Genomic DNA, 19424 nt, shown 5'->3' with positions numbered 1-19424 from the left:
CCAAAGGAGAAACACCATGTCCGATCCATTTGAAACCTACCTTGTGGTCGTGAACGACGAGGAACAGTATTCGATCTGGCCCGCCGAGCGTGAGCTGCCCGCAGGTTGGCAGCAGGTGGGGGAGCCGGGCAGCCGGGAGGCCTGTCTGGATCATATCGAGGAGGTCTGGACCGACATGCGGCCCAAGAGCCTGCGGGAGGCGATGACATGACCCGTCCGGCAGCCGGGCCATGCTGAGCCTGATCTCGCTGCCCTGGCGCTCGGTCCGGGTGCCGCCCATCGATATCGGCAGCCTCGCAGCCTATCTGCGGCAAGAGGAACCGGGCTGGAACGTCGATCTTCTCCCCGCATTTCTGGACGGGGCCGAGACCGTCGGAATGGCGCCTTACGAGGCGATCGCGGTAGAGGCGGAGAAGAACTGCCTGGGCGATTGTTTCTTCACGGGGCGGCTGTTTCCCGAGCGAGCAGAGGCGGCAAGGGTGCATTTTCTGGACGCGGTGGGCTGGATGCCCAATGTGGCGGCGGCTTTGCAGGATCTGCCGGTGCCGCTTGACCAGGCCTTTGATCATATCGGGGCTGCGTTGGAGCGGACCCTAATGCAGGTTCTGGACCGTCTGCAGGCGCTGTGGGCACCGCGGGGCAGGGCGCCCGTGGTGGGGTTGACGACCACCTATACGCAGTTGTTTTCCAGCCTATACTTTGCGCGGCTGTTGAAGTCCCGGTTTCCGGGCGCAGTGGTGATCCTGGGTGGCACCAACGTGGGTGCGAAGATGGGGCCGACGATCCTGGCCAGTTTTGAAGAGGTTGATTTCATCGTCCAGGGTGAAGGTGAAGCGGCGCTGCTGGCGCTTTTGCGGGGGCTGCAGCAGGGAAGGATCGCAGACATCCCGGGTGTTCTGTCACGGCAAACCGGCGGGAAACCGGGCCGGTTCACGCAACTGCCAGATCTCGACAGCCTGCCGGTGCCGGAATACGACAGCTACTACGCGCATCCCCTGATCCGCAGCGCGCCGCAATGGGCCAAGGCCATCGCGGTGGAAGCCAGCCGGGGCTGCGTGCACAAATGCAGCTTCTGCTCGGTGCCGGCGGAATGGGCTGGCTACCGGTTCAAATCGCCTCAGCGCATCCGGGACGAACTGGCCGCACTTGCAGATCGCTATGGCGTGGCCTGGTTCTATTTCATGGACAACGATCTGCCCGGTCCCAAGATGCGTGCCTTTGCCGATGCCATCGAGGGCGCGCCGGGCAGCTTTCGCTTTGCCATTCCCTTTCGCGCGACGGTCACCCCTTATGAGATCCTGCGCATGCATGATGCCGGGTTGGAGACCGCGCAATTGGGGATCGAAGGCTTCAGCAACGCCTATCTCAAACGTCTCAATAAAAGCACCACGGTGATCCATAACCTTCAGGCCATGAAGACCTTCTTTGAGCTGGAGATCGTGAACTACGGCAATCTGCTGGTGGGCTATCCCGGTACCACCCAGGAAGAAGTGGATGACAACCGCCGGATCATTGCCGACTACGCCTATGCCTATCAGACGCTGTTCCTGGCGGTGTTCCAGCTGCACCTTGGGTCAGGCGCCGACCAGCAGCGCGCGGCGCATGGCATCTACAACGTGCGCAATGACGATTATTACGCCACGCTGTTGCCCAATGAGATCAACGCGGGCCTGTGTCTCTACCAACTGAGCTGGGACGAGCGGCAAGAGGGCCCCGATTGGAGCGGTTTGGTGCAGACGTTGGAAACCTGGCGAGAGGTGTCCGAAGGTCGGATTGGCGAGCGCCCTTTCCTGCAATATCATGACCTTGGCCGCAGCCTGGTGATCGAGGATCAGCGCGGCCGCAAACCCCGTCAGCATCGTCTGCAGGGGGCCGAGCGGGATCTTTATCTCTGGTGTTGCCAGATCCGCCACCTGGCCGAATTGCGACGTGCCGGGTTCTTTGCAGAGCAGGAGGATTTGCGCAGCACCCTTTGCAGCCTGGTGGAGCGCAAGCTGATCTACCGCGAGGGGGACCGCTACCTCTCCCTGGCAGTGGCGCCGGATCCACGCGCCGCAGCGCGCCGCATCCGCGCCCAGGAGGTCGCACGTGGGAACAGGGGAACGCCCCAACCGCCGACGATAACGCTGGCCCGGGTTTGACCTAGACCACCGATCTTGAGGGTGCGCCTGTGATGGCTCTGTCCAGTGCAGGCCGGTTCCTACCCTCAACCGGTCACGCGGTCTCATCCTCGGGGCCAGTTTGTTCGGGACGGAAGACGTATCGCTGGTAGATGCGGCCGATCCCGATCAAGGCCAGGCCCAGCCCTAGGAAGGAAGCGACCCGGAACAGCCCGGTCAGGTCGGACATGTCGAAAAGGAAGACCTTCGCCACGGTGATCAGCAGAACCGCCAGGGAGGCATAGCGCAGCGGGACCGACACCCGCAGGATGCCGATTGCCAACAGGCACAGGGCAAAGAGGATCCAGACGGCGGAATAGGCATAGAATTCCAGATTGCTGGGCTGTGTCGTGTCGCTCAGGGCAATCACCGACCCCCAGAAGGCGCGCCGGGTTTCCAGGGTGATGTAGAGGAACAGCAGCCCCCCGGCTGCCCCGGGAAGAAGCCGTCGCAATCTATCGGTCACCCGAAACTGGCTGCTGCGGCCAATCACCAGCAGAAGAATGGCCGGGACCAGATAGGCCAGCGCCAGAAGGTTCAGCAACGGCAGGCGTCCGACCGGCTCACCGGTGAGCAGCGGCGACAGGCTGAGGACCGCGCCAAAGAAGATCGTGACCAGCGCAAGCAGTAACAGCCCCATGCCCGCCGGATAGGGCCAGCGCCGCTGTCCGCGCCGGGCTTCAAAAAGCAGCAGACCGGCGGCCACCAGCCACCAGATCACCTGTACCGACTGGTCGAACAGGGCCCAGTTTGCCGGGGACAGATCCCCCGAGGTCCAGAGCTTGAACTGCAGCGCGACCATCAGGAAGGCAAAGCCTGCGGCCGCGATCTCGCACAGGGTGCGGGTCGGATCCGTGGGGCTGCCGCCAAAGAGGCGCGCGGCCACAAGACTGGCCACCGCCGGCAGCCCATAGCCGTAGATCACCCAGCCAAAGAGACCGAAGACATCGCCCTCATAGTCCAGGATCATCGGGTTCAGCGCCAGTCGGGCGATCACCACCAGGGTGACCAGCGCGGCGATTGTGCGAAGGGGCTGCAGGCGCACGCGCGACCAGATCCAGGCCAGCGCCAGCGTTTCAAAACCCAGCGCGACAGTGAGCCAGGCCTCTCGCAGCAGGCAGGTAAAGGCCAGCGCCAGCGCTGCGGTGGCACCTGCCGCAAAAAGGGCCGTGGCAAGGTCGCTGCCGGGGCCATGATCCACCCATCGCCCCGTTCGCACGGCAGCGGCCACGGCCAGGAGGGCAAGGGCGCCGCCAATCAGGGCCCAGGCGACATCGGTCTCCAGCCCGCCGATCCGCCAATAGCCGATCACGAAGAACAGCAGTGGCATCAGGTTGGCAATCCCGGCCCAGACGGCCTTGCTGCGCCCCCAGCGCATGCCGATAAATCCGCCAACTCCAAACAGCGCGGCAAAGGTCCACAAGGCATGGGCATAGACCCGGTACTCAGGCGGGACCAGGAAGGGGCCGAAGCCGCGATCCGGCAGATCCTGTGCGGCGATGGCCGGGGTCACCTCCACTGGTGTCGGCCAGAGCAGGACCGCCGCCAGGGTGATGGTGGCCGAGGCCAGCAACAGGCTTTCCAGCGCCGCGCGGCGTGTCGCCATCAGGAGCGCGGCCGCCCCGTAGGCACCGATGAAGGCAAAACCCGCCCCGTTGAAGCCAGTCGCTGCCGCAACAGCTAATAGCAGCAGACCTGATAGCGCAAAGCCAAGCCCGGATGTATCGGCCAGCATCTTGACCGCCCATCGCCACAGGGGCGTTTCGGGCCGTTTGATCGGCAGTCCGGTCGAGAGCAGCGCAAACAGCAGCGCCAGGCCAAGGGCATAGCTGCTCAACACGCCCTGATCTCCAAGTGTCCAGCTGCCCTCCAGCCACAGAACCGGCCACACAAGGGCACCGGTCAAGGCCAGGTAAGAAAACCACCACCATTTGCGCCAGACCATCACCAGTAGGCATCCAGCAGTCAGCACAAAGAGGTAGAGAAACAGCGGCATCGCCTGCGGTACCGGCGTATCCACGAGGGCGGGCACCAGATACCCGGCAACTAGCCCCAGCAGCGCCACAAAAGCTCCCTGGCGCAGGGAGAGCAGCAAAGCGGCATAGGAGGTCAGCGCCAGGGCGACAAAGCCGGTGGTCGGCGTCAGCAGTCCGAAAATGCCATGGGCCGCATATAGCGACACAAACACCGCAAAGATGCCCGATCCGGACAGGGCCGGGGGCACGTAATCCGGGTTCACCGCCCGCTCTACCGCCTTGACCGGATTGCGCATGGCCCATTCGCCAGCCGCCAGCAATGCCCCCCCGAGCAGCAGGCCCAGGATCACCCGTGTCATCGGCGTCAGCCAGCCCTGATCGACCGCATAGCGGAACAGGAACACCGCGCTGAGCGCAACAGCGATGGCCCCCACCCAGATTAGCCATTGCGAGGCCAGGGTTTCCTCCAGGCTGCGGCCAGGAACATCCACGGGGTCTTCGGGGGGCTGTGACCGGGTGATGCCCCAAGGCGTATTGCCACCTGCCGGTGTCCGAGAAGTTTCTTCTGCTGCTGGACCTTCGGACTGTGCCTCTGCGGCAGGCACGGCCTCGCGCCTCTGTTCCTGCTGGTCCGACATTTCGGCGTCTTCTGTCGCAGCGTCGATGTGATCGGCAGCAGGCTTGACCACGGTCTGTTCTGTGTCTGGCTGCATCCTGGCGGGTGGGCTGCCTGTTCCAAGTGCGAGTTCGTCAAGCGCCTCTGAGAGCCGACGTTCCAGCGCGTCCAGTCGGTCTTCTTGTTTGCGTAGCAAAATACGCAGATAGATCGGGGCCGCGATAATGAAAACAATGATAAGGAGAATGATCAAAGGAAATACAGTCATGAAGACACCCTTTCACCTCATGCGCTTGCAGGCAATAGCTCTGCTGGGCGGCCAAATCGGTATGCTCTTGCCGCCAAGACCGTGCCGCGCGGATTTGCTCTTGCACATCCTGCGCAAGCGGTGTTTTGGCCTCTGCTTGTCAGCTTCTGCATGCTATTGGAGGGGCGGGGAAACAACCGGGGAAGCAACGAGGTGCGCCAAGTGTCTGACATTGCGAGAAACGACCTGAGACGGCACGCACGCCTTAGTGTCGCACCGATGATGGACTGGACCGATCGCCATTGTCGCTACCTGCATCGCCTGCTGAGCCAGGAGACCCTTCTATATACGGAAATGGTAACGGCCCCGGCGCTGGTGCGCGGGGGGGCGTTGCATCTGCTGGATCACAGCCCCGAGGAACATCCGGTGGCCCTGCAATTGGGCGGATCCGAACCGGGGGAGTTGGCCGAGGCTGCGCGGCTGGGGGCCGAGGCTGGCTATGATGAGATCAACCTCAACTGCGGCTGTCCCAGCGACCGGGTGCAATCGGGGGCCTTTGGCGCGGTGCTGATGAAGACGCCGGAGCTGGTGGCCGACTGCGTGGCGGCCATGGCAGAGGCGGTCGCGGTTGAAGTTACCGTCAAATGCCGTATCGGGGTGGACGATCAGCAACCCGAAGAGGTGCTGCCCGGTTTTCTGGAAAAGATCCGCGCGGCGGGTTGCCAGCGGGTGACGGTGCATGCGCGCAAGGCCTGGCTGCAGGGGCTGTCGCCCAAGGAAAATCGCGATATCCCGCCGTTGGATTACGATCTGGTGCACCGGATGAAGGCAGAATTCCCGGATCTGCATATCTCGATCAATGGCGGTATTGCCTCGCTGGAGGCCGCAAAGGCGCATCTGGATCAGGGGTTGGATGGTGTGATGATCGGCCGTGCCGCCTATCATCAGCCTGCCGATATCCTGTCTGCCGCCGACCCGGTGATCTATGGCTGTGGAGAGACGCGCGATCCGGTGGCGGTGGTCCACCGGATGCTGCCCTATATCGAATCTCATCTGAGTGCCGGTGCACGGCTGCACCAGATCACCCGTCACATGCTGGGGCTGTTTGCCGGGCGTCCCGGCGCGCGCGCCTGGCGGCGCATCCTGTCGGAAGGCGCCAACCGCCCCGGGGCCGGGCCGGACCTGGTGCTGGAGGCCCTAGCGCAGGTTTCGGATCGCTCTGCGGCCTGATCAGCTCTGTGTGTTTTTCTGCGCGTTTTGCTGTATCCGGGCCGCGCGCCCTCCGCGGCGTTTCTTGAGAAGAGAGGCGCGGTCCGGCAGCTCTTCCATCACTGTGGCGCGTGCCTCGGGTGACATCTTCGACCAGCGGGTGATTTCATCGATGGAGCGATAGCAGCCGGTGCAGATGCGGGCCTCCGGGTGGACCACGCAGAGTTTGACGCAGGGCGACTGGATTTCCTGCCGCATCCAGATCTTGTCCGTGGGGTGGTCAGCCATTGTTCAAATGCCTCATGCGGTCCAGCGCTCCCTGCAGGATATAGGAGGCTGCCACGTGATCGATCACCTCGGAACGGCGTTTGCGAGACGTATCCGCCTCGAGCAGCGCCTTTTCGGCGGCAACCGTGCTGAGGCGTTCGTCCCAGAACCCGATGGGCAGATCGGTCAGCCGGGCCATGTTGCGGGCAAAGGCGCGGGTGGATTGGCAGCGCGGTCCTTCACTGCCGTCCATGTTGCGGGGCAGGCCCAAGAGGATACCGCCCACATCGCGGTCCTTGATGATCTCCAGGAGCCGCGCGCTGTCGAGGGTGAATTTCTTGCGCCGCACGGTTTCCAGCGGGGTGGCAACCGCGCCGATGCGATCGGAAACCGCAACGCCGATGGTCTTGTCCCCCAGATCCAGTCCGATCAGGGCCGTAAACCCGGGCAGGGCGGCGGCGAAATCTTCGAAACTCTCATGGATCATTCGGCGACCCCGGCCTGACGGGCAGCGGCGGTGATCAGCTCCAGCGCGGCGCTGTCCCCCGTGAAGGTCTGTTGCGCCTCCTGGTAGATGGCGCGGGCCTGTTCTGTATCGCCAAGAACCCCCAGCGCGCCGATGAGGCGAGCCCATTCCTGCACGGTGCCGCCTTCGGTCGCAAGCCGGTCCGACAGCCGCGCGACCATGCCGCGCACCATCTCGGCGCGGTCCTCATCACTCATGGCGGCGGCATTTTCCACGTCGGCCGCATCGGGGCCGGGCAGGGCACCGGCAAGGGGTGGTTTCCCCTGCGGTGTGATCGGTTGGTATTCGACCCCGGCGCGGAAGGCCATGTCCTCGATCTGGCGCTGGATGCCATCGACCCAAGGATCACCTGGCGCGCTGGTGCGCAGGGTTTCGGCCCAGATCTGATAGGCGCGGTCCGGGCGGTCCAGCTGACCCTGCATCAGCCCGTAGTAATAACGCGCCGCCCCGTTTTCGGAGTCACGCTTCAGGGTCTGGACCAGCGCGGCCTCTGCCTCGGGGGAGACATAGCCACCGGTGGCCATGATCATCAGCTCGGCCAACTCGCCGAAATCGCTGGCCCCCACCGCGCCGGACATGAGCTCGATGAACCGGGCCTTGGCCTGATGGGCGGCGGTGAAATTGCCCAAGTTCGCCTCGTGCTGCGCCAGCAGCGCATGGCCCTGGGCGTCATTGGGGCGTTTGGCCACGGTCTGGCGCAGTTGTTCGACCAGTTGGCGGTAGCTGTCTTCCACTTCGGGCGCCGGGAACGGGGGCACCTGGGCTTCGGCCTCTGCCTGAGAGGGGCGGTTTTCGGCGCGTTCCTCTGCCATGGCGATACGGGTCTTGAGCGCCAGATCGCCATAGCCAGGCGCGCCGAGGTTGGCATAAAGCGCCAGGGTGCCGCCGCAGAGTGCCAGCACCAGGATCAGCGCCATGCCGCGGGACAGGCCCGCAGGCTGATTGGCGCCGCCGCCGTCCTTTTGCAATTGCGCATCGGCAGCCAGAATGCGGCGCGACACCTCGGTGCGGATGCGGCCCGCGTCGGCTTCATTGATGACACCGCGCGCCAGATCCTTGTCCACGTCGCGCAATTGCTGGCGATAGACGCGCAGGTCATAAGCCGCGGGCGGTTCGCCCATGTCGCGGCTGCGCAGCAGAACCAATGCCATCAATCCGGCAACGGCCAGGGCCATAAAGGCGGTCAGGATCCAGAAAACCATGCTCACTCCGATGTTTCACCCCCATCTATATCTCCAGTGCCCGCGAAAAAAGGCCTAACTGCTGCGTCACCCTGTCTGCACCCTGTCTGCGCCAGGATCTTGCCAGGATGGCTCTGGGGATTTTCGATGATCGGTGATGTCGCATCTATACAGAAATGCGACGATAAACGGCACCGCTCCGTGCCTGCCCTCGGGCATACCAAGAGAAGACGGGAACCAGTGGATTCGCTCATGAAACGCTATTCAGCCTTTGCTGTCGCGCGGGAGGCCCTGCGCTATCACACCGGATGGGAACGCGCCTGGCGCAATCCTGCGCCGAAACGCCAGTATGACGTGATCATCGTTGGCGCCGGCGGACACGGCCTTGCGACGGCCTATTACCTGGGCAAGAATTTTGGCATCACCAATGTGGCGGTGCTGGAAAAGGGCTGGCTGGGCGGCGGCAACACCGGGCGCAACACCACCATCATCCGCTCGAACTACCTTCAGGATCCGTCCGCTGCGATCTATGAAAAGGCGCGGTCCCTCTATGAGGACATGAGCCAGGACCTGAACTACAACGTGATGTTCTCCCCGCGCGGGGTCATCATGCTGGCCCAGACCGAACACGAGGTGCGCGGGTACAAGCGCACCGCCCATGCCAATGCCCTGCAAGGGGTCTCGACCGAGTGGATCGAACCTGCCCGCGTCAAGGAGCTGGTGCCGATCATCAATCTGGCCGGTCCCCGCTATCCCGTGCTGGGCGGTCTTTGGCAGGAGCGCGGCGGCACCGCGCGCCACGATGCGGTGGCCTGGGGCTATGCGCGGGCCTGTTCGGCCATGGGCATGGATATCATCCAACAATGCGAAGTCACCGGCGTGCGCAGCGAAGGCGGCCGCGTCATCGGCGTCGACACCACCAAGGGCGCCATCGATTGCGACAAGCTCGGCATGGTGGTTGCAGGCAACTGTTCGCACCTGAGCCAAATGGCCGGCTTCCGCCTGCCGGTGGAAAGCGTCGCGCTGCAGGCGCTGGTCAGCGAGCCGATCAAACCCTGCATGGATGTGGTCGTCATGGCCAATACCGTGCACGGCTACATGAGCCAGTCCGACAAGGGCGAGATGGTCATCGGCGGCGGCACCGATGGGTTCAACAACTACACCCAGCGCGGATCGTTCCACCATATCGAGGAAACCGTGCGCGCCCTGATCGAGACCTTCCCGATGGTCTCGCGCCTCAAGATGCTGCGCCAGTGGGGCGGGATCGTGGATGTGACCGGGGACCGTTCGCCCATCATCTCGAAAACCCCGGTGCAGAACTGTTTCGTCAACGCAGGCTGGGGCACCGGCGGTTTCAAGGCCATTCCGGGATCCGGCTGGGCCATGGCCGAGCTGATGGCGACCGGCCATTCGCCACTAGCGGAAGAGTTCTCCATGATGCGCTTCAAGGAAGGCAAGTTCATCGACGAGAGCGTCGCTGCCGGGGTGGCGCACTGATGGAGTTGGCGATCCTTCCGACCAATGCGACGCCGCGCGTCGCATCGCGCCCGACCCGCCCCCATGGGCGGGCGCGTTCCGCCCCCGCCCTCGGTTCGGGCGCCGAGCTTGTGAATGCATTCTGGCACTGGGTTGTGATGCTTTTGGACTCGCTACGGTCCGCCAAGAACAGCGTCTGCCAAAAGATAGGCAACGTGTTTCATGAATCTAATCGGGGCGGGGCCTTTGAACTGGCGTTTGGGATTGTCCCGCTCATCGCGGCGCCAGTGGAGAAAGGCAAAGAAGAAAAAGACTGCGGCAAACGCCAGAATGATCCAGAGAAACATGGATTCGATATGGGTGCCCGCGTTGACAATACAAGCTGGAGGCTCTGCCCATGCTGATCCTTAAATGCCCCTATTGCGGCGTAGATGCCGAGGAAACCGAACTCCACGCCGGTGGCGAGGCGCATCTGAAACGCTTTGGTCCCGGCTCCTCGGATGATGAGTTTCACGACTACCTCTTCATGCGGGAAAACCCCAAGGGCGTGCATTTCGAACGCTGGCGGCATGTGAACGGCTGCGGCAAGTGGTTCCACGCGGCCCGCTGCACCATGACGCTTGAGGTCTTTGGCACCTACACGGCGCAGACCCCGACGCCGCCGCAGGAAATCCGCGATGCGATCACCGCCAAACGCCCCGGCTGGAGCTGGAGGGAGTTCGAATGATCCGCCGCCCAACCCCATCTGTCGCCGTCTTTTGCAAAAGGTCCGCAGCATGAGCACCCGTCTTGCCAATCAGGGGCGCCTGATCGACCGCTCCAAACCCATCGAGTTCACCTTCAACGGCACGCGCATGACGGGCTATGCCGGGGATACGCTGGCCTCGGCCCTGCTGGCCAATGATCAGCTCTTGGTGGGGCGCTCGTTCAAGTATCACCGTCCGCGTGGGCTGGTGGCTTCGGGCGCGGAGGAACCCAACGCGCTTGTTGGTCTTGGCACGGGCGACCGGTTCGAGCCGAACCAGCGCGCCACCACGACCGAGCTGTTCTCGGGCCTCAGCGCCCAGTCGCAGAACCACTGGCCAAGCCTCGAGTTCGACGTGGGTGTGGTGAACAACAAGCTGGCGCGCTTCCTGCCTGCCGGTTTCTACTACAAGATGTTCATCCACCCGAAACCCTTCTGGAAACACGTCTACGAGCCGATCATCCGCAAGTCGGCCGGTCTGGGACAGGCGCCGGACCGGGAGCTGAAGGATGCCGACACTTACGAGCATTTCTACTTCTTCTGCGATGTGCTGGTGATCGGCGGCGGTGTGGCCGGCCTGCAGGCGGCGCTGGTGGCGGCGAAATCCGGCGCCAAGGTGCTGGTGCTGGAGCAGAACGCCCATTGGGGCGGGCGCGCGCCGGTCGATGGTGGGACCATTGACGGCGACTACCCCGAGGCCTGGGTGGAACAGACACTAGCCGAACTGTCGGTGATGGAGAACGTCACCCTGCGCAACCGTTGCATGGGGGCGGGCGTCTACGATCACGGCTATGCGCTGGGATACGAGCGGTTGACCGATCACGCGCCAGGGCAGGGCGGTCCGCGCCACCGCATGTGGCGGATCCGTGCAAAACAGATCGTCACCGCAACCGGCGCGATCGAACGGCCCTTGTCCTTTGCCGGGAATGATGTGCCGGGCGTGATGCTCGCCTCGGCCATGCGCGACTATGTGGTGAACTGGGGCGCAACCCCGGGCAAACGCGTGCTGGTTGCCACCAACAACGACGATGCCTATCGCACTGCGCTGACACTCCATGCAGCCGGGATCGAGGTCGTGCGGGTGCTCGACACCCGCGACACCGGCGGCGGTGCCCTGATGGAAGAGGTGCGCGCCCTGGGGATCCGCGTCGAATGCGGCCGCGGCATTGCCAAGGTCAAGGATGGCAAATGCGTCACCAGGGTCGCGATCTGCGCCCAGAACGGCCAGGGCGGCGCCCAGGAAGAGGTAGAGGCCGACGCCGTCGCCATGTCCGGCGGCTGGTCGCCGGTTGTGCACCTGTGGTCCCATTGCGGCGGCAAGCTGACCTGGGATGACGCTCAGGCGCATTTCCGCCCCGATCCCGCGCGTCCTCCGCTGGGGGCTGACGGGGCCGGTTTCGTGGTTGCAGCCGGGTCTGCGAATGGTCCGCTGGGGCTTGGCGCGGTCCTGAGCGACGCTGCCGAGGCAGGCGCAAAGGCCGCCGCGGCCGCAGGGTTCAAAGCCGAAGCCAAACCCGCAGCCGGCGTGGCGCAGGACGAGGCGCCGATGCAGCCGGTCTGGCTGATGCCCGCCCGCGCCGAGATAGACCTGCGCATGAAGGCCTGGCTGGATTTCCAGAATGACGTGAAGGTCTCGGACGTGCAACTGGCGGCGCGCGAAGGTTTTGAAAGTGTCGAGCACACCAAACGCTACACCACGCTGGGCATGGCGACGGATCAGGGGAAACTCAGCAATATCAACGGTCTTGCGGTGCTTGCCGATAGTCTGGGTTCCGAAATTCCGCAGGTGGGTACCACCACCTTCCGGCCGCCCTATCACCCCATTTCCATGGGCGCGATCGGCGGAGAGGCGCGGGGCGAGATCTTCCAGCCGCTGCGCAAGACCCCGATGCACGACTGGCACGATGCCAATGGTGCGGATTGGGAGCCGGTGGGCCACTGGCGCCGCCCCTATGCCTTTGTCCGCGCGGGCGAAAGCGTGAAGGAGGCGGTGAGCCGTGAAATCCTGAACACTCGCCAGAATGTGGGTCTCCTGGATGCCTCGACCCTGGGCAAGCTGATCGTCAAGGGGCCGGATGCCGGGCGTTTCCTCGACATGATGTACACCAACATGATGTCGACCCTGAAAGTGGGCAAATGCCGCTATGGGCTGATGTGCTCCGAGAATGGCTTCCTGTCCGACGATGGCGTTGTCGCCCGCATCGACGAGGACACCTGGCTCTGCCACACCACCACCGGCGGTGCGGACCGTATCCACGCCCATATGGAGGAATGGCTGCAGACCGAATGGTGGGACTGGAAGGTCTATGTCGCCAATGTGACCGAGCAGCTGGCACAGGTCGCCGTGGTCGGCCCCAAGGCGCGGATGCTGCTGGAAAAGCTGAACGCTGAGGCGGGCGGCGGCATGGATGTCTCCAAAGAGGCGCTGCCCTTCATGGAATGGAAGGATGGAGAGATCGGCGGTTTCAAATGCCGCGCCTACCGGATTTCCTTCTCTGGTGAACTGTCCTATGAAATCGCGGTGCCTGCCTCGCAGGGTCAGGCCTTCTGGGATGCACTGATGGCCGCTGGCGCGGAATTCGGCGTCATGCCCTATGGCACCGAATGTCTGCACGTGATGCGCGCCGAAAAGGGCTTCATCATGATCGGGGACGAAACCGATGGCACCGTGATCCCGCAGGATCTGGGGCTGAATTGGGCGATTTCCAAGAAGAAGGAAGACTTCATCGGCAAACGCGCGCAACAGCGCAGCCATATGGTCGATCCCGACCGCTGGCAGCTGGTGGGGCTGGAAACCTTGGATGGCGCCGTGCTGCCGGATGGTGCCTATGCGGTGGGCAGCGGTGTCAACGCCAATGGGCAGAAGAACACCATTGGCCGGGTGACCTCGACCTATCATTCGCCGACTCTGGGCAAGGGGATTGCCATGGGGCTGGTCAAACACGGACCAAAACGCATGGGCGAGGTGATCGAATTCCCCGGCACCGATGGCACCGTCTACAAGGCAAAGATCGTCGATCCGGTCTTCTACGACAAGGAAGGGGAGAAGCAGAATGTCTGATCCGTTGAGCGCCCTGCCGGGCGCCCGCTATGCCGGGCTTGCCACCATCGAGGAATCCGGGCTGCAGGGCATGATCACCCTGCGTGGCGATCTGTCCTCCAAGACCTTGCAAAAGGCGGTGAAGGCCGCAACCGGTGCCGATGTTCCGAGTCAACGCCAGATCGCAGTGGCCACAGGCGGCGCGGTCGCCTGGATGTCGCCGGATGAATTGCTGCTGCTGGTACCTTATGACGAGGTGGAGCAAACAACCTCCACGCTGGCCGAGGCGCTGTCAGGTGAACACGCGCTGGCGGTCAATGTCTCGGATGCGCGGGCTTTGTTTTCCCTGTCGGGCGCCGGCGCGCGTGAGGTTCTGGGCAAGATCTGCCCGGTGGATTTCGATCCTGCCGCCTTTGCCCCCGGTGATTTCCGCCGCACCCGCATGGCCCAGGTCGCCGCCGCCTTCTGGCTGGATGAGGCGGAGACCTTCCACATCGTCTGTTTCCGCTCGGTTGCGCAGTATGTGTTCAACCTTCTGAAAACCTCGGCGCATCCGCAATCAAGGGTTGGCGTCTACGGTTGAGGTGACTTTAGGGTTGTGTGAGTTGCCGTGATTTTATAGCGTGCCCGAACCTAAGGGCACGTCTTTGCTAGTTTTGTCGGTGTTCGTTGCCTGCTCTTGGAAGCTGGTATGTAATTGAACAGACAAGATATTCGAATGAGCAAGAAAATCCTGGCGGCCGCGATCGCGCTGATCGCGCTGCCCCTTGCAGCGAAAGCTGCGCCCATCGCCTATGAATGCGACTTCAAATCCTACACGGCTTATGGTGGTATTCCGCCGAAGTCGATCTTCGTGGTGGATGCTGTCGGGGGCACGGCCATGGTCTATGATGGCTATATCCACAAAGTCTTCAAAGCGCCGATCGCTGCGGATTTTGAAGAATTGGGGGCTCATAAGTACAGGCTGAAGTGGACCTTGCAGGGCTTTCCCTTGCGCGGAAACACATCGGACAGCGCCAGCTATTCCGTGCGCCTGGATACAGCGAGGACCACCGCAAATATCCAGATGAACCTTCACGGCGACGATGCCGACCGGCGCGGAACAGGGGCGTGCAAGCGGATCAAGTGAACGGTTCGGCAGCTCGGCGCATTATTTGAACAGGAAGGTCGGGAACTGGGTCAGGGCACGGGCGCTGGTGAGTGAGCCAAAGCCTGCCTCTGCGCCATTGTCTGGGTGGCACTCCCCATAAAAAGACAGAAGATCCGCCAACTCGGCCATCCGGGCCTTGCGGGTCTCTTCGGGCAGGAAAGGCGCGTGGGTGGAGAGATAGAGCGCCGGACGCTGCTCCTTCAGCCAAGGGATCATCTGCGGCAGCACATCGAATTCGGCGCCTTCGATATCGAGTTTCACCAGGGATACCCGTGACAGGTCGGCCTGAGCCGCGAAATCCTGCCAGCCAATGGTCATCACATCCGAGCCATGCGCCCCGTCATTGAGGAGGCTCGACATGCTGTCGCCCGCCTCTCCGCCAAAGGAAGCCATGCGCGCCAGGCCAAAGCCATCGCTGATGGCGACTGAGAAGGCAGAGACGTTGTCGATGCGGTTCAGTTCAAGGTTCCAGGCCAGATGGCGAAAGGCGGTCGGGTCAGGTTCGAAACACATCACCCGCCGTGCCTTGTGCGCGCCGTATAGAACCGTGGGGCCGATCCAGGCGCCGATGTCCAGATAGTCATGATCCTTGTCCAGATGCGCATCCAGTACGGCAAAGGTCTCGGGCTCCCATTGCCCGGCGGAGGCCTTGCGCCAGAACTTGGAATGATAGGGATCCAGCCGGAAGGGCACGCCGTTCAACTGGCCCGGAAAATAGCCACGCAGGCGGTAGCAGGCTTTGCGTGCACGGATCCAGGCCTCTGCAATCATTCTGGTCTCCCCAATTGGCGCACATAGACCTTGCGGGCATTTGGCGCGGATTTGTTACCTTGGCCCTTGACCTGCCGGGGGCTGCGCCGCATGTATCTGCACAGGAACGCAACAAAATTTGACAGGGGTCCGATATGGCTTTTGAACTTCCCGATCTTCCTTATGCACATGATGCGCTGGCTTCCAAGGGCATGTCCGCGGAAACCCTGGAATACCACCACGACCTGCACCACAAGGCCTATGTGGACAACGGCAACAAGCTGATCGCGGGCACCGAGTGGGAGGGCAAGACCCTCGAAGAGATCATTGTCGGCACCTACGACAAATCCGCCGTGGCCCAGAACGGCATCTTCAACAACATCTCGCAGCTGTGGAACCACAACCAGTTCTGGGAGATGATGGGCCCGGGCGAAAGTGCAATGCCGGGCGAGCTGGAAAAGGCTCTGGTCGAAAGCTTTGGCTCGGTTGACGAGTTCAAGTCGCAGTTCTCTGCCGCGGGCGCAGGTCAGTTCGGCTCTGGCTGGGCCTGGCTGGTGAAAAACGCAGATGGCTCGCTGGCCATCACCAAGACCGAAAACGGCGTGAACCCGCTGTGCTTTGGCCAGACAGCACTTCTGGGTTGCGACGTGTGGGAACATTCCTACTACATCGACTTCCGCAACAAGCGCCCGGCCTACCTGACCAACTTCCTCGACAACCTGGTCAACTGGGAAAACGTCGCTTCGCGCATGTGAGCGCTGCACATCCCCAAGGGATGGAGAGATCAGAACCCGCGCCACAACCGGTGCGGGTTTTTTCTTGTGCATTTGATACGCATCAAGGCCCGGTGACCGCGTCTGAGTGTCTTCTGACAGGCAGAGGGAAAGGAGAGCCGATGTTGAGATTGCCAAAAGGACTTTGGATCCTGGTTGCAGATGGCCAGAAGGCCCTGTTCCTGGAGAATGTCAGTGACACCACCGATGCGGATTTGCGGGTGATGCGGGTCGATGAGATCGACAACCCCGCGACTGCGGCGCAGGGAAGCGATGCGCCGGGACGGTTCAGCGGCGACTCGGGGGCCGCGCGGGGGGCGGTGGAGCCAGCGGATTGGCACCAGATGGGTGAAGATCACTTTGCCGCCGGAGTAGCAGCGCTGGTGAACAAATGGGTGGCGGCGGGTGCCTGTTCGTCCCTTGCGGTCATCGCGCCGCCCAAGGCGCTGGGTGCGCTCCGCAGCGAACTGAGTGACAAGGCTCAGAAGCTTGTGATGCTGGAACTGGCGAAGGATCTGACCAACCATCCGGTGCCCGAGATCGCCGCTGCGCTGAAGTCAGCGCTTGCACCCGCCTGACCCGGCCAGGTTTGAAAGGCCACTGCGGACCTCTTTGAAAGAGGTCCGGCTGGACGTCTGGCGGCTCAGAGGGCGGTCAACTGCGCCAGGGCCTCTTCCGCCGTGTCGACCCAGGTCAGATAGTCCTGAACGGCGGCATCCGCGAATTCCTGCGCAACCACGTGATCCAGAAGATCGCGCAGCTTGTCCCAGTATCCATCGGTATTGATCACGAAGATGGGTTTCTGGTGCAGGCCCAACTGGCGCCAGGTCAGCACTTCGAACAATTCGTCCAGGGATCCCGGTCCGCCGGGCAGAACCACCACCGCATCGGCATTGTAGAGCATGACCTTCTTGCGCTCGTGCATGGTCTCGGTGACCACATAGGTGGTGAGATCCGATTTGCCGACCTCGCGCCGCTCCAGATGCACGGGGATCACGCCAAAGGTTTCACCCCCCGCGGCCTGCGCCGCACGTGCCACGGTGCCCATCAGGCCGACGTCTCCGGCGCCGTAAACCAGCCGCAAACTGTGTTCTGCCAGCCCTTTTCCCAGACGCTCGGCGGCTGCGGCATAGCTGGGCATTGCCCCAAAACGGGATCCGCAATACACACAGACGGATTTTATGCTCATGGGATGACCTTTCATCAGGGTTTCATCGGCAAACAGCCATGCTGTTTTGACCCCAGATACCCCCATTGTTAGGTTGGCTCAACCAAGCGAGAGAGAACATCTCGTTCAAGGGAAGGAACACAATGGCGCAGACATCTGGAACTGGGGGCATCAGCTCTCTGGCAATAGGGGGTATTGCCGCTGTTGTCGTGATCGTTGGAGGTGTGGTCCTGGTGCAGCTTGGCGTGTTCGAGGGGGAGGATCCCTCCGAAGGTCAGGCGCTGCGTCCTAACAGCCAGGCGGAGGTCGCGCTTTCGCCTGCAACGGGACAGCCGGTGGTGGTGCCAGGAACGGATGCTGCTCAGGCCGAAGCGGCTGACGGGGAGCAAAACTCCGGCGCAGCGACAAGTGCAGGGACAGATGGCGTATCCGCCCCGGGCGAAGACAGTGCCGGGGCGCCCGATGTGGCAGCCGCCGCGTCCGAGGCCGCTGAGCCGGCAGAGGCCGGAAAGGCTGAGACCGCAGCGACTGAGACAGCAGCGACTGAGACCGCCGCACCCGAACCTGAAGCTGAACCGTCGGCCGAGGCACCGCAAGAGGCGGGCGCGGATGTCCAGACTGCCGGGACCGCAGCAGAGCCTCAGGATACCGCCCAGGAGGGGCAGACCGACACGCAGGCCGCGGATCCTGAAGACAGCCAGCCCGTGACAGAGACCGTGACCGCGCTGGCGCCGCCGCAGCTGGACCTGGTGCGTGTTGATCCCGATGGCGCCGTGGTGATCGCCGGGCGGGCCGTGCCCGGTGCCGCGATCTCGGTGCTGCTGGACGGAACGGTTCTGGAACAGGCTTCGGCTCAAGGCAGTGGTGAATTTGTGATCTTCGCCAGTATCCTGCCCAGCCAGCAACCGCGGGTGATTTCCCTCTTGGCCCGCCTGGGTGAGCAGGAGGCCGCATCGCTGGATCAGTTCATCCTTGCACCAGCCGCCCCCGTGCCTGCGCCAGCCCCTGTGCCGGATGTCGCCGAAGCGCCGGTCTCCCAGCCCGAAACCGTGGCAGAGACCAGCACGGAGCTTGCCTCGGCTGCCGTTGAGACCGCCGGGGAAGAGGGGGGGACCGTCTCTGCACCGGAGCAGGAAACGCAAGTCGAACCGGTCCAGACCGCACAGGCGAGCCCCGAGCAGACCTCCGATACGGGGGACGCACAGGAGACCGCACCACCGGTAGAGGCCGATGCCGACGGACCCGCGCAACCGTCAGAGGGAGCCACGGAACAGACCAGCACGGAACAGATCGCCCTCAATACCACCGAGAGCGATACGGCCGAGACAGCACCGGATGCAGAGCAGAATATGGGGTCGAATACAGCGCCGAATAAAGCGCCGACAACCAGCACCGCTCAGAGCCAGGGTGAAGAGGTGGTCCGGGCTGAAACCGAACCGGCTCCCGAACCGCAGGCCACATCCGTGGCCGTGCTGCGCGCCGGTGCGGATGGGGTGGAACTGGTCCAGCCTGCGGCCCCGGTCCTGGGCGGTAAGGTGGCGCTGGACACCATCAGCTATTCCGACAGCGGCGAGGTGCAACTGACGGGGCGCGGCCGTGCGGGTGCGCTGGTGCGCGCCTATGTGAACAATGCTTTGGCGGGCGAAATGCCGGTGGGCGAAGACAGCCGCTGGGGTGGCGCCCTGGTCGGCATTGATCCGGGGATCTACACGCTGCGCCTGGATGAGGTGGACGCAGCGGATGGCGCGGTGCTCAGCCGCCTGGAAACCCCCTTCAAACGCGAGGCCCCCGAGGTGCTGCAGCCGCCCGCGCAGGCGCCGGGCACGGCTCCGGATCAGCCGGTGCCGCTGGTGCGGGCCGTTACCGTCCAGAAGGGCGATACGCTCTGGGCGATCTCGCAGGAACGCTATGGCAGCGGCTTCCTTTACGTGCGGGTGTTTGAGGCCAATCAGGATGCGATCCGCGATCCCGACCTGATCTATCCGGGGCAGGTGTTCAATCTGCCCGAGTAGATCGGAACGGCACAAGCCACGACACACAGGGCCGCGCTCCTCTTGTGGGGGCGCGGTTTTTTCTTTTCTCACCTCGCATTCCCGCGATCACGGGGCTATCTGTGCCTCTAGCGCCAGTCACAGCTAGCG

General features: G+C 63.2%; 18 protein-coding genes. 12 read left to right on the top strand and 6 right to left on the bottom strand.

The window, feature by feature from the left end; genetic code table 11:
* The first annotated feature begins 16 nt into the window (after positions 1 to 16).
* Positions 17 to 211 carry an MbtH family protein gene (locus tag PXK01_RS01185; protein WP_274847968.1) on the top strand — a complete coding sequence of 65 codons (195 nt, stop codon included), beginning with the start codon at positions 17 to 19 and terminating at the stop codon, positions 209 to 211.
* Positions 212 to 230: 19 nt separating this feature from the next.
* A complete protein-coding gene (locus tag PXK01_RS01180; protein WP_274858519.1) occupies positions 231 to 2141 on the top strand; it encodes a RiPP maturation radical SAM C-methyltransferase in 1911 nt (636 codons plus the stop codon).
* Positions 2142 to 2214: 73 nt separating this feature from the next.
* Here the strand turns inward: PXK01_RS01180 and PXK01_RS01175 are convergent, their stop codons facing one another.
* Positions 2215 to 5019, bottom strand: a complete 2805-nt coding sequence (locus tag PXK01_RS01175) for a DUF2339 domain-containing protein (protein ID WP_274858518.1) — start codon at positions 5017 to 5019, stop codon at positions 2215 to 2217.
* 210 nt (positions 5020 to 5229) lie between these two features.
* Between PXK01_RS01175 and dusA the strand changes: the two genes are divergently transcribed.
* Positions 5230 to 6228: a tRNA dihydrouridine(20/20a) synthase DusA gene (gene dusA, locus PXK01_RS01170; RefSeq protein WP_274858625.1), complete on the top strand. Its 999-nt coding sequence runs from the start codon at positions 5230 to 5232 to the stop codon at positions 6226 to 6228.
* Here the strand turns inward: dusA and PXK01_RS01165 are convergent, their stop codons facing one another.
* Genes PXK01_RS01165 through ccmI form a run of 3 tightly spaced genes read right to left on the bottom strand, consistent with a single transcriptional unit; the run spans position 6229 to position 8202 of the window.
* A complete protein-coding gene (locus PXK01_RS01165) occupies positions 6229 to 6495 on the bottom strand; it encodes a DUF1289 domain-containing protein (protein ID WP_274858517.1) in 267 nt (88 codons plus the stop codon).
* Positions 6488 to 6961 carry a Holliday junction resolvase RuvX gene (ruvX, locus tag PXK01_RS01160; RefSeq protein ID WP_274858514.1) on the bottom strand — a complete coding sequence of 158 codons (474 nt, stop codon included), beginning with the start codon at positions 6959 to 6961 and terminating at the stop codon, positions 6488 to 6490. The genes PXK01_RS01165 and ruvX overlap by 8 nt, the downstream gene beginning before the upstream one ends.
* Positions 6958 to 8202, bottom strand: a complete 1245-nt coding sequence (gene ccmI / locus PXK01_RS01155; protein WP_274858513.1) for a c-type cytochrome biogenesis protein CcmI — start codon at positions 8200 to 8202, stop codon at positions 6958 to 6960. Before ccmI ends, ruvX begins: the two co-directional genes overlap by 4 nt.
* Positions 8203 to 8433: 231 nt before the next feature.
* Here ccmI and PXK01_RS01150 point away from each other — a divergent pair, with 231 nt between their 5' ends.
* The 6 genes from PXK01_RS01150 (at position 8434) to PXK01_RS01125 (ending at position 14571) form a co-directional block, all read left to right on the top strand.
* Positions 8434 to 9678: a sarcosine oxidase subunit beta family protein gene (locus tag PXK01_RS01150; protein ID WP_274847974.1), complete on the top strand. Its 1245-nt coding sequence runs from the start codon at positions 8434 to 8436 to the stop codon at positions 9676 to 9678.
* The gene (locus PXK01_RS01145) at positions 9678 to 10061 is read left to right on the top strand and encodes a hypothetical protein (RefSeq protein WP_274858511.1); all 384 of its coding nucleotides are present in this window, start codon (positions 9678 to 9680) and stop codon (positions 10059 to 10061) included. Before PXK01_RS01150 ends, PXK01_RS01145 begins: the two co-directional genes overlap by 1 nt.
* Entirely contained in the window at positions 10055 to 10384 is a 330-nt protein-coding gene (locus PXK01_RS01140; RefSeq protein WP_274858510.1) for a sarcosine oxidase subunit delta, read from the top strand. The genes PXK01_RS01145 and PXK01_RS01140 overlap by 7 nt, the downstream gene beginning before the upstream one ends.
* A gap of 49 nt (positions 10385 to 10433) precedes the next feature.
* Entirely contained in the window at positions 10434 to 13463 is a 3030-nt protein-coding gene (locus tag PXK01_RS01135; RefSeq protein WP_274858509.1) for a sarcosine oxidase subunit alpha family protein, read from the top strand.
* Positions 13456 to 14025 (top strand): sarcosine oxidase subunit gamma, encoded by a 570-nt coding sequence (locus PXK01_RS01130; protein WP_274858508.1) that lies wholly within the window; start codon positions 13456 to 13458, stop codon positions 14023 to 14025. Before PXK01_RS01135 ends, PXK01_RS01130 begins: the two co-directional genes overlap by 8 nt.
* 135 nt (positions 14026 to 14160) lie before the next feature.
* Positions 14161 to 14571, top strand: coding sequence for a hypothetical protein (locus tag PXK01_RS01125; protein WP_274858507.1), 411 nt, complete (start codon positions 14161 to 14163; stop codon positions 14569 to 14571).
* Positions 14572 to 14592: 21 nt separating this feature from the next.
* Here PXK01_RS01125 and PXK01_RS01120 read toward each other — a convergent pair whose 3' ends face one another.
* Complete coding sequence (locus PXK01_RS01120; RefSeq protein ID WP_274858505.1) at positions 14593 to 15363, bottom strand: FkbM family methyltransferase; 771 nt, start codon at positions 15361 to 15363, stop codon at positions 14593 to 14595.
* Between the two features lie 134 nt (positions 15364 to 15497).
* Between PXK01_RS01120 and PXK01_RS01115 the strand changes: the two genes are divergently transcribed.
* Positions 15498 to 16097, top strand: coding sequence for a superoxide dismutase (locus PXK01_RS01115; protein ID WP_274858504.1), 600 nt, complete (start codon positions 15498 to 15500; stop codon positions 16095 to 16097).
* Between the two features lie 140 nt (positions 16098 to 16237).
* Entirely contained in the window at positions 16238 to 16693 is a 456-nt protein-coding gene (locus PXK01_RS01110; protein ID WP_274847981.1) for a host attachment family protein, read from the top strand.
* Positions 16694 to 16758: 65 nt separating this feature from the next.
* On the opposite strand, the gene PXK01_RS01105 is transcribed toward PXK01_RS01110, so the two are convergent.
* Positions 16759 to 17304, bottom strand: a complete 546-nt coding sequence (locus tag PXK01_RS01105) for an LOG family protein (protein ID WP_274858502.1) — start codon at positions 17302 to 17304, stop codon at positions 16759 to 16761.
* Positions 17305 to 17426: 122 nt separating this feature from the next.
* Between PXK01_RS01105 and PXK01_RS01100 the strand changes: the two genes are divergently transcribed.
* On the top strand, positions 17427 to 19295 hold the full coding sequence (locus PXK01_RS01100) for a LysM peptidoglycan-binding domain-containing protein (protein WP_274858500.1): 1869 nt from the start codon (positions 17427 to 17429) through the stop codon (positions 19293 to 19295).
* Positions 19296 to 19424 lie beyond the last annotated feature (129 nt).

The organism is Phaeobacter sp. PT47_59 (assembly GCF_028890025.1).
Taxonomy (GTDB): Bacteria; Pseudomonadota; Alphaproteobacteria; order Rhodobacterales; family Rhodobacteraceae; genus Phycobacter.
Note: the sequence above shows the minus strand (reverse complement) of the source record. Positions and strands in the feature narration are given on the sequence as shown.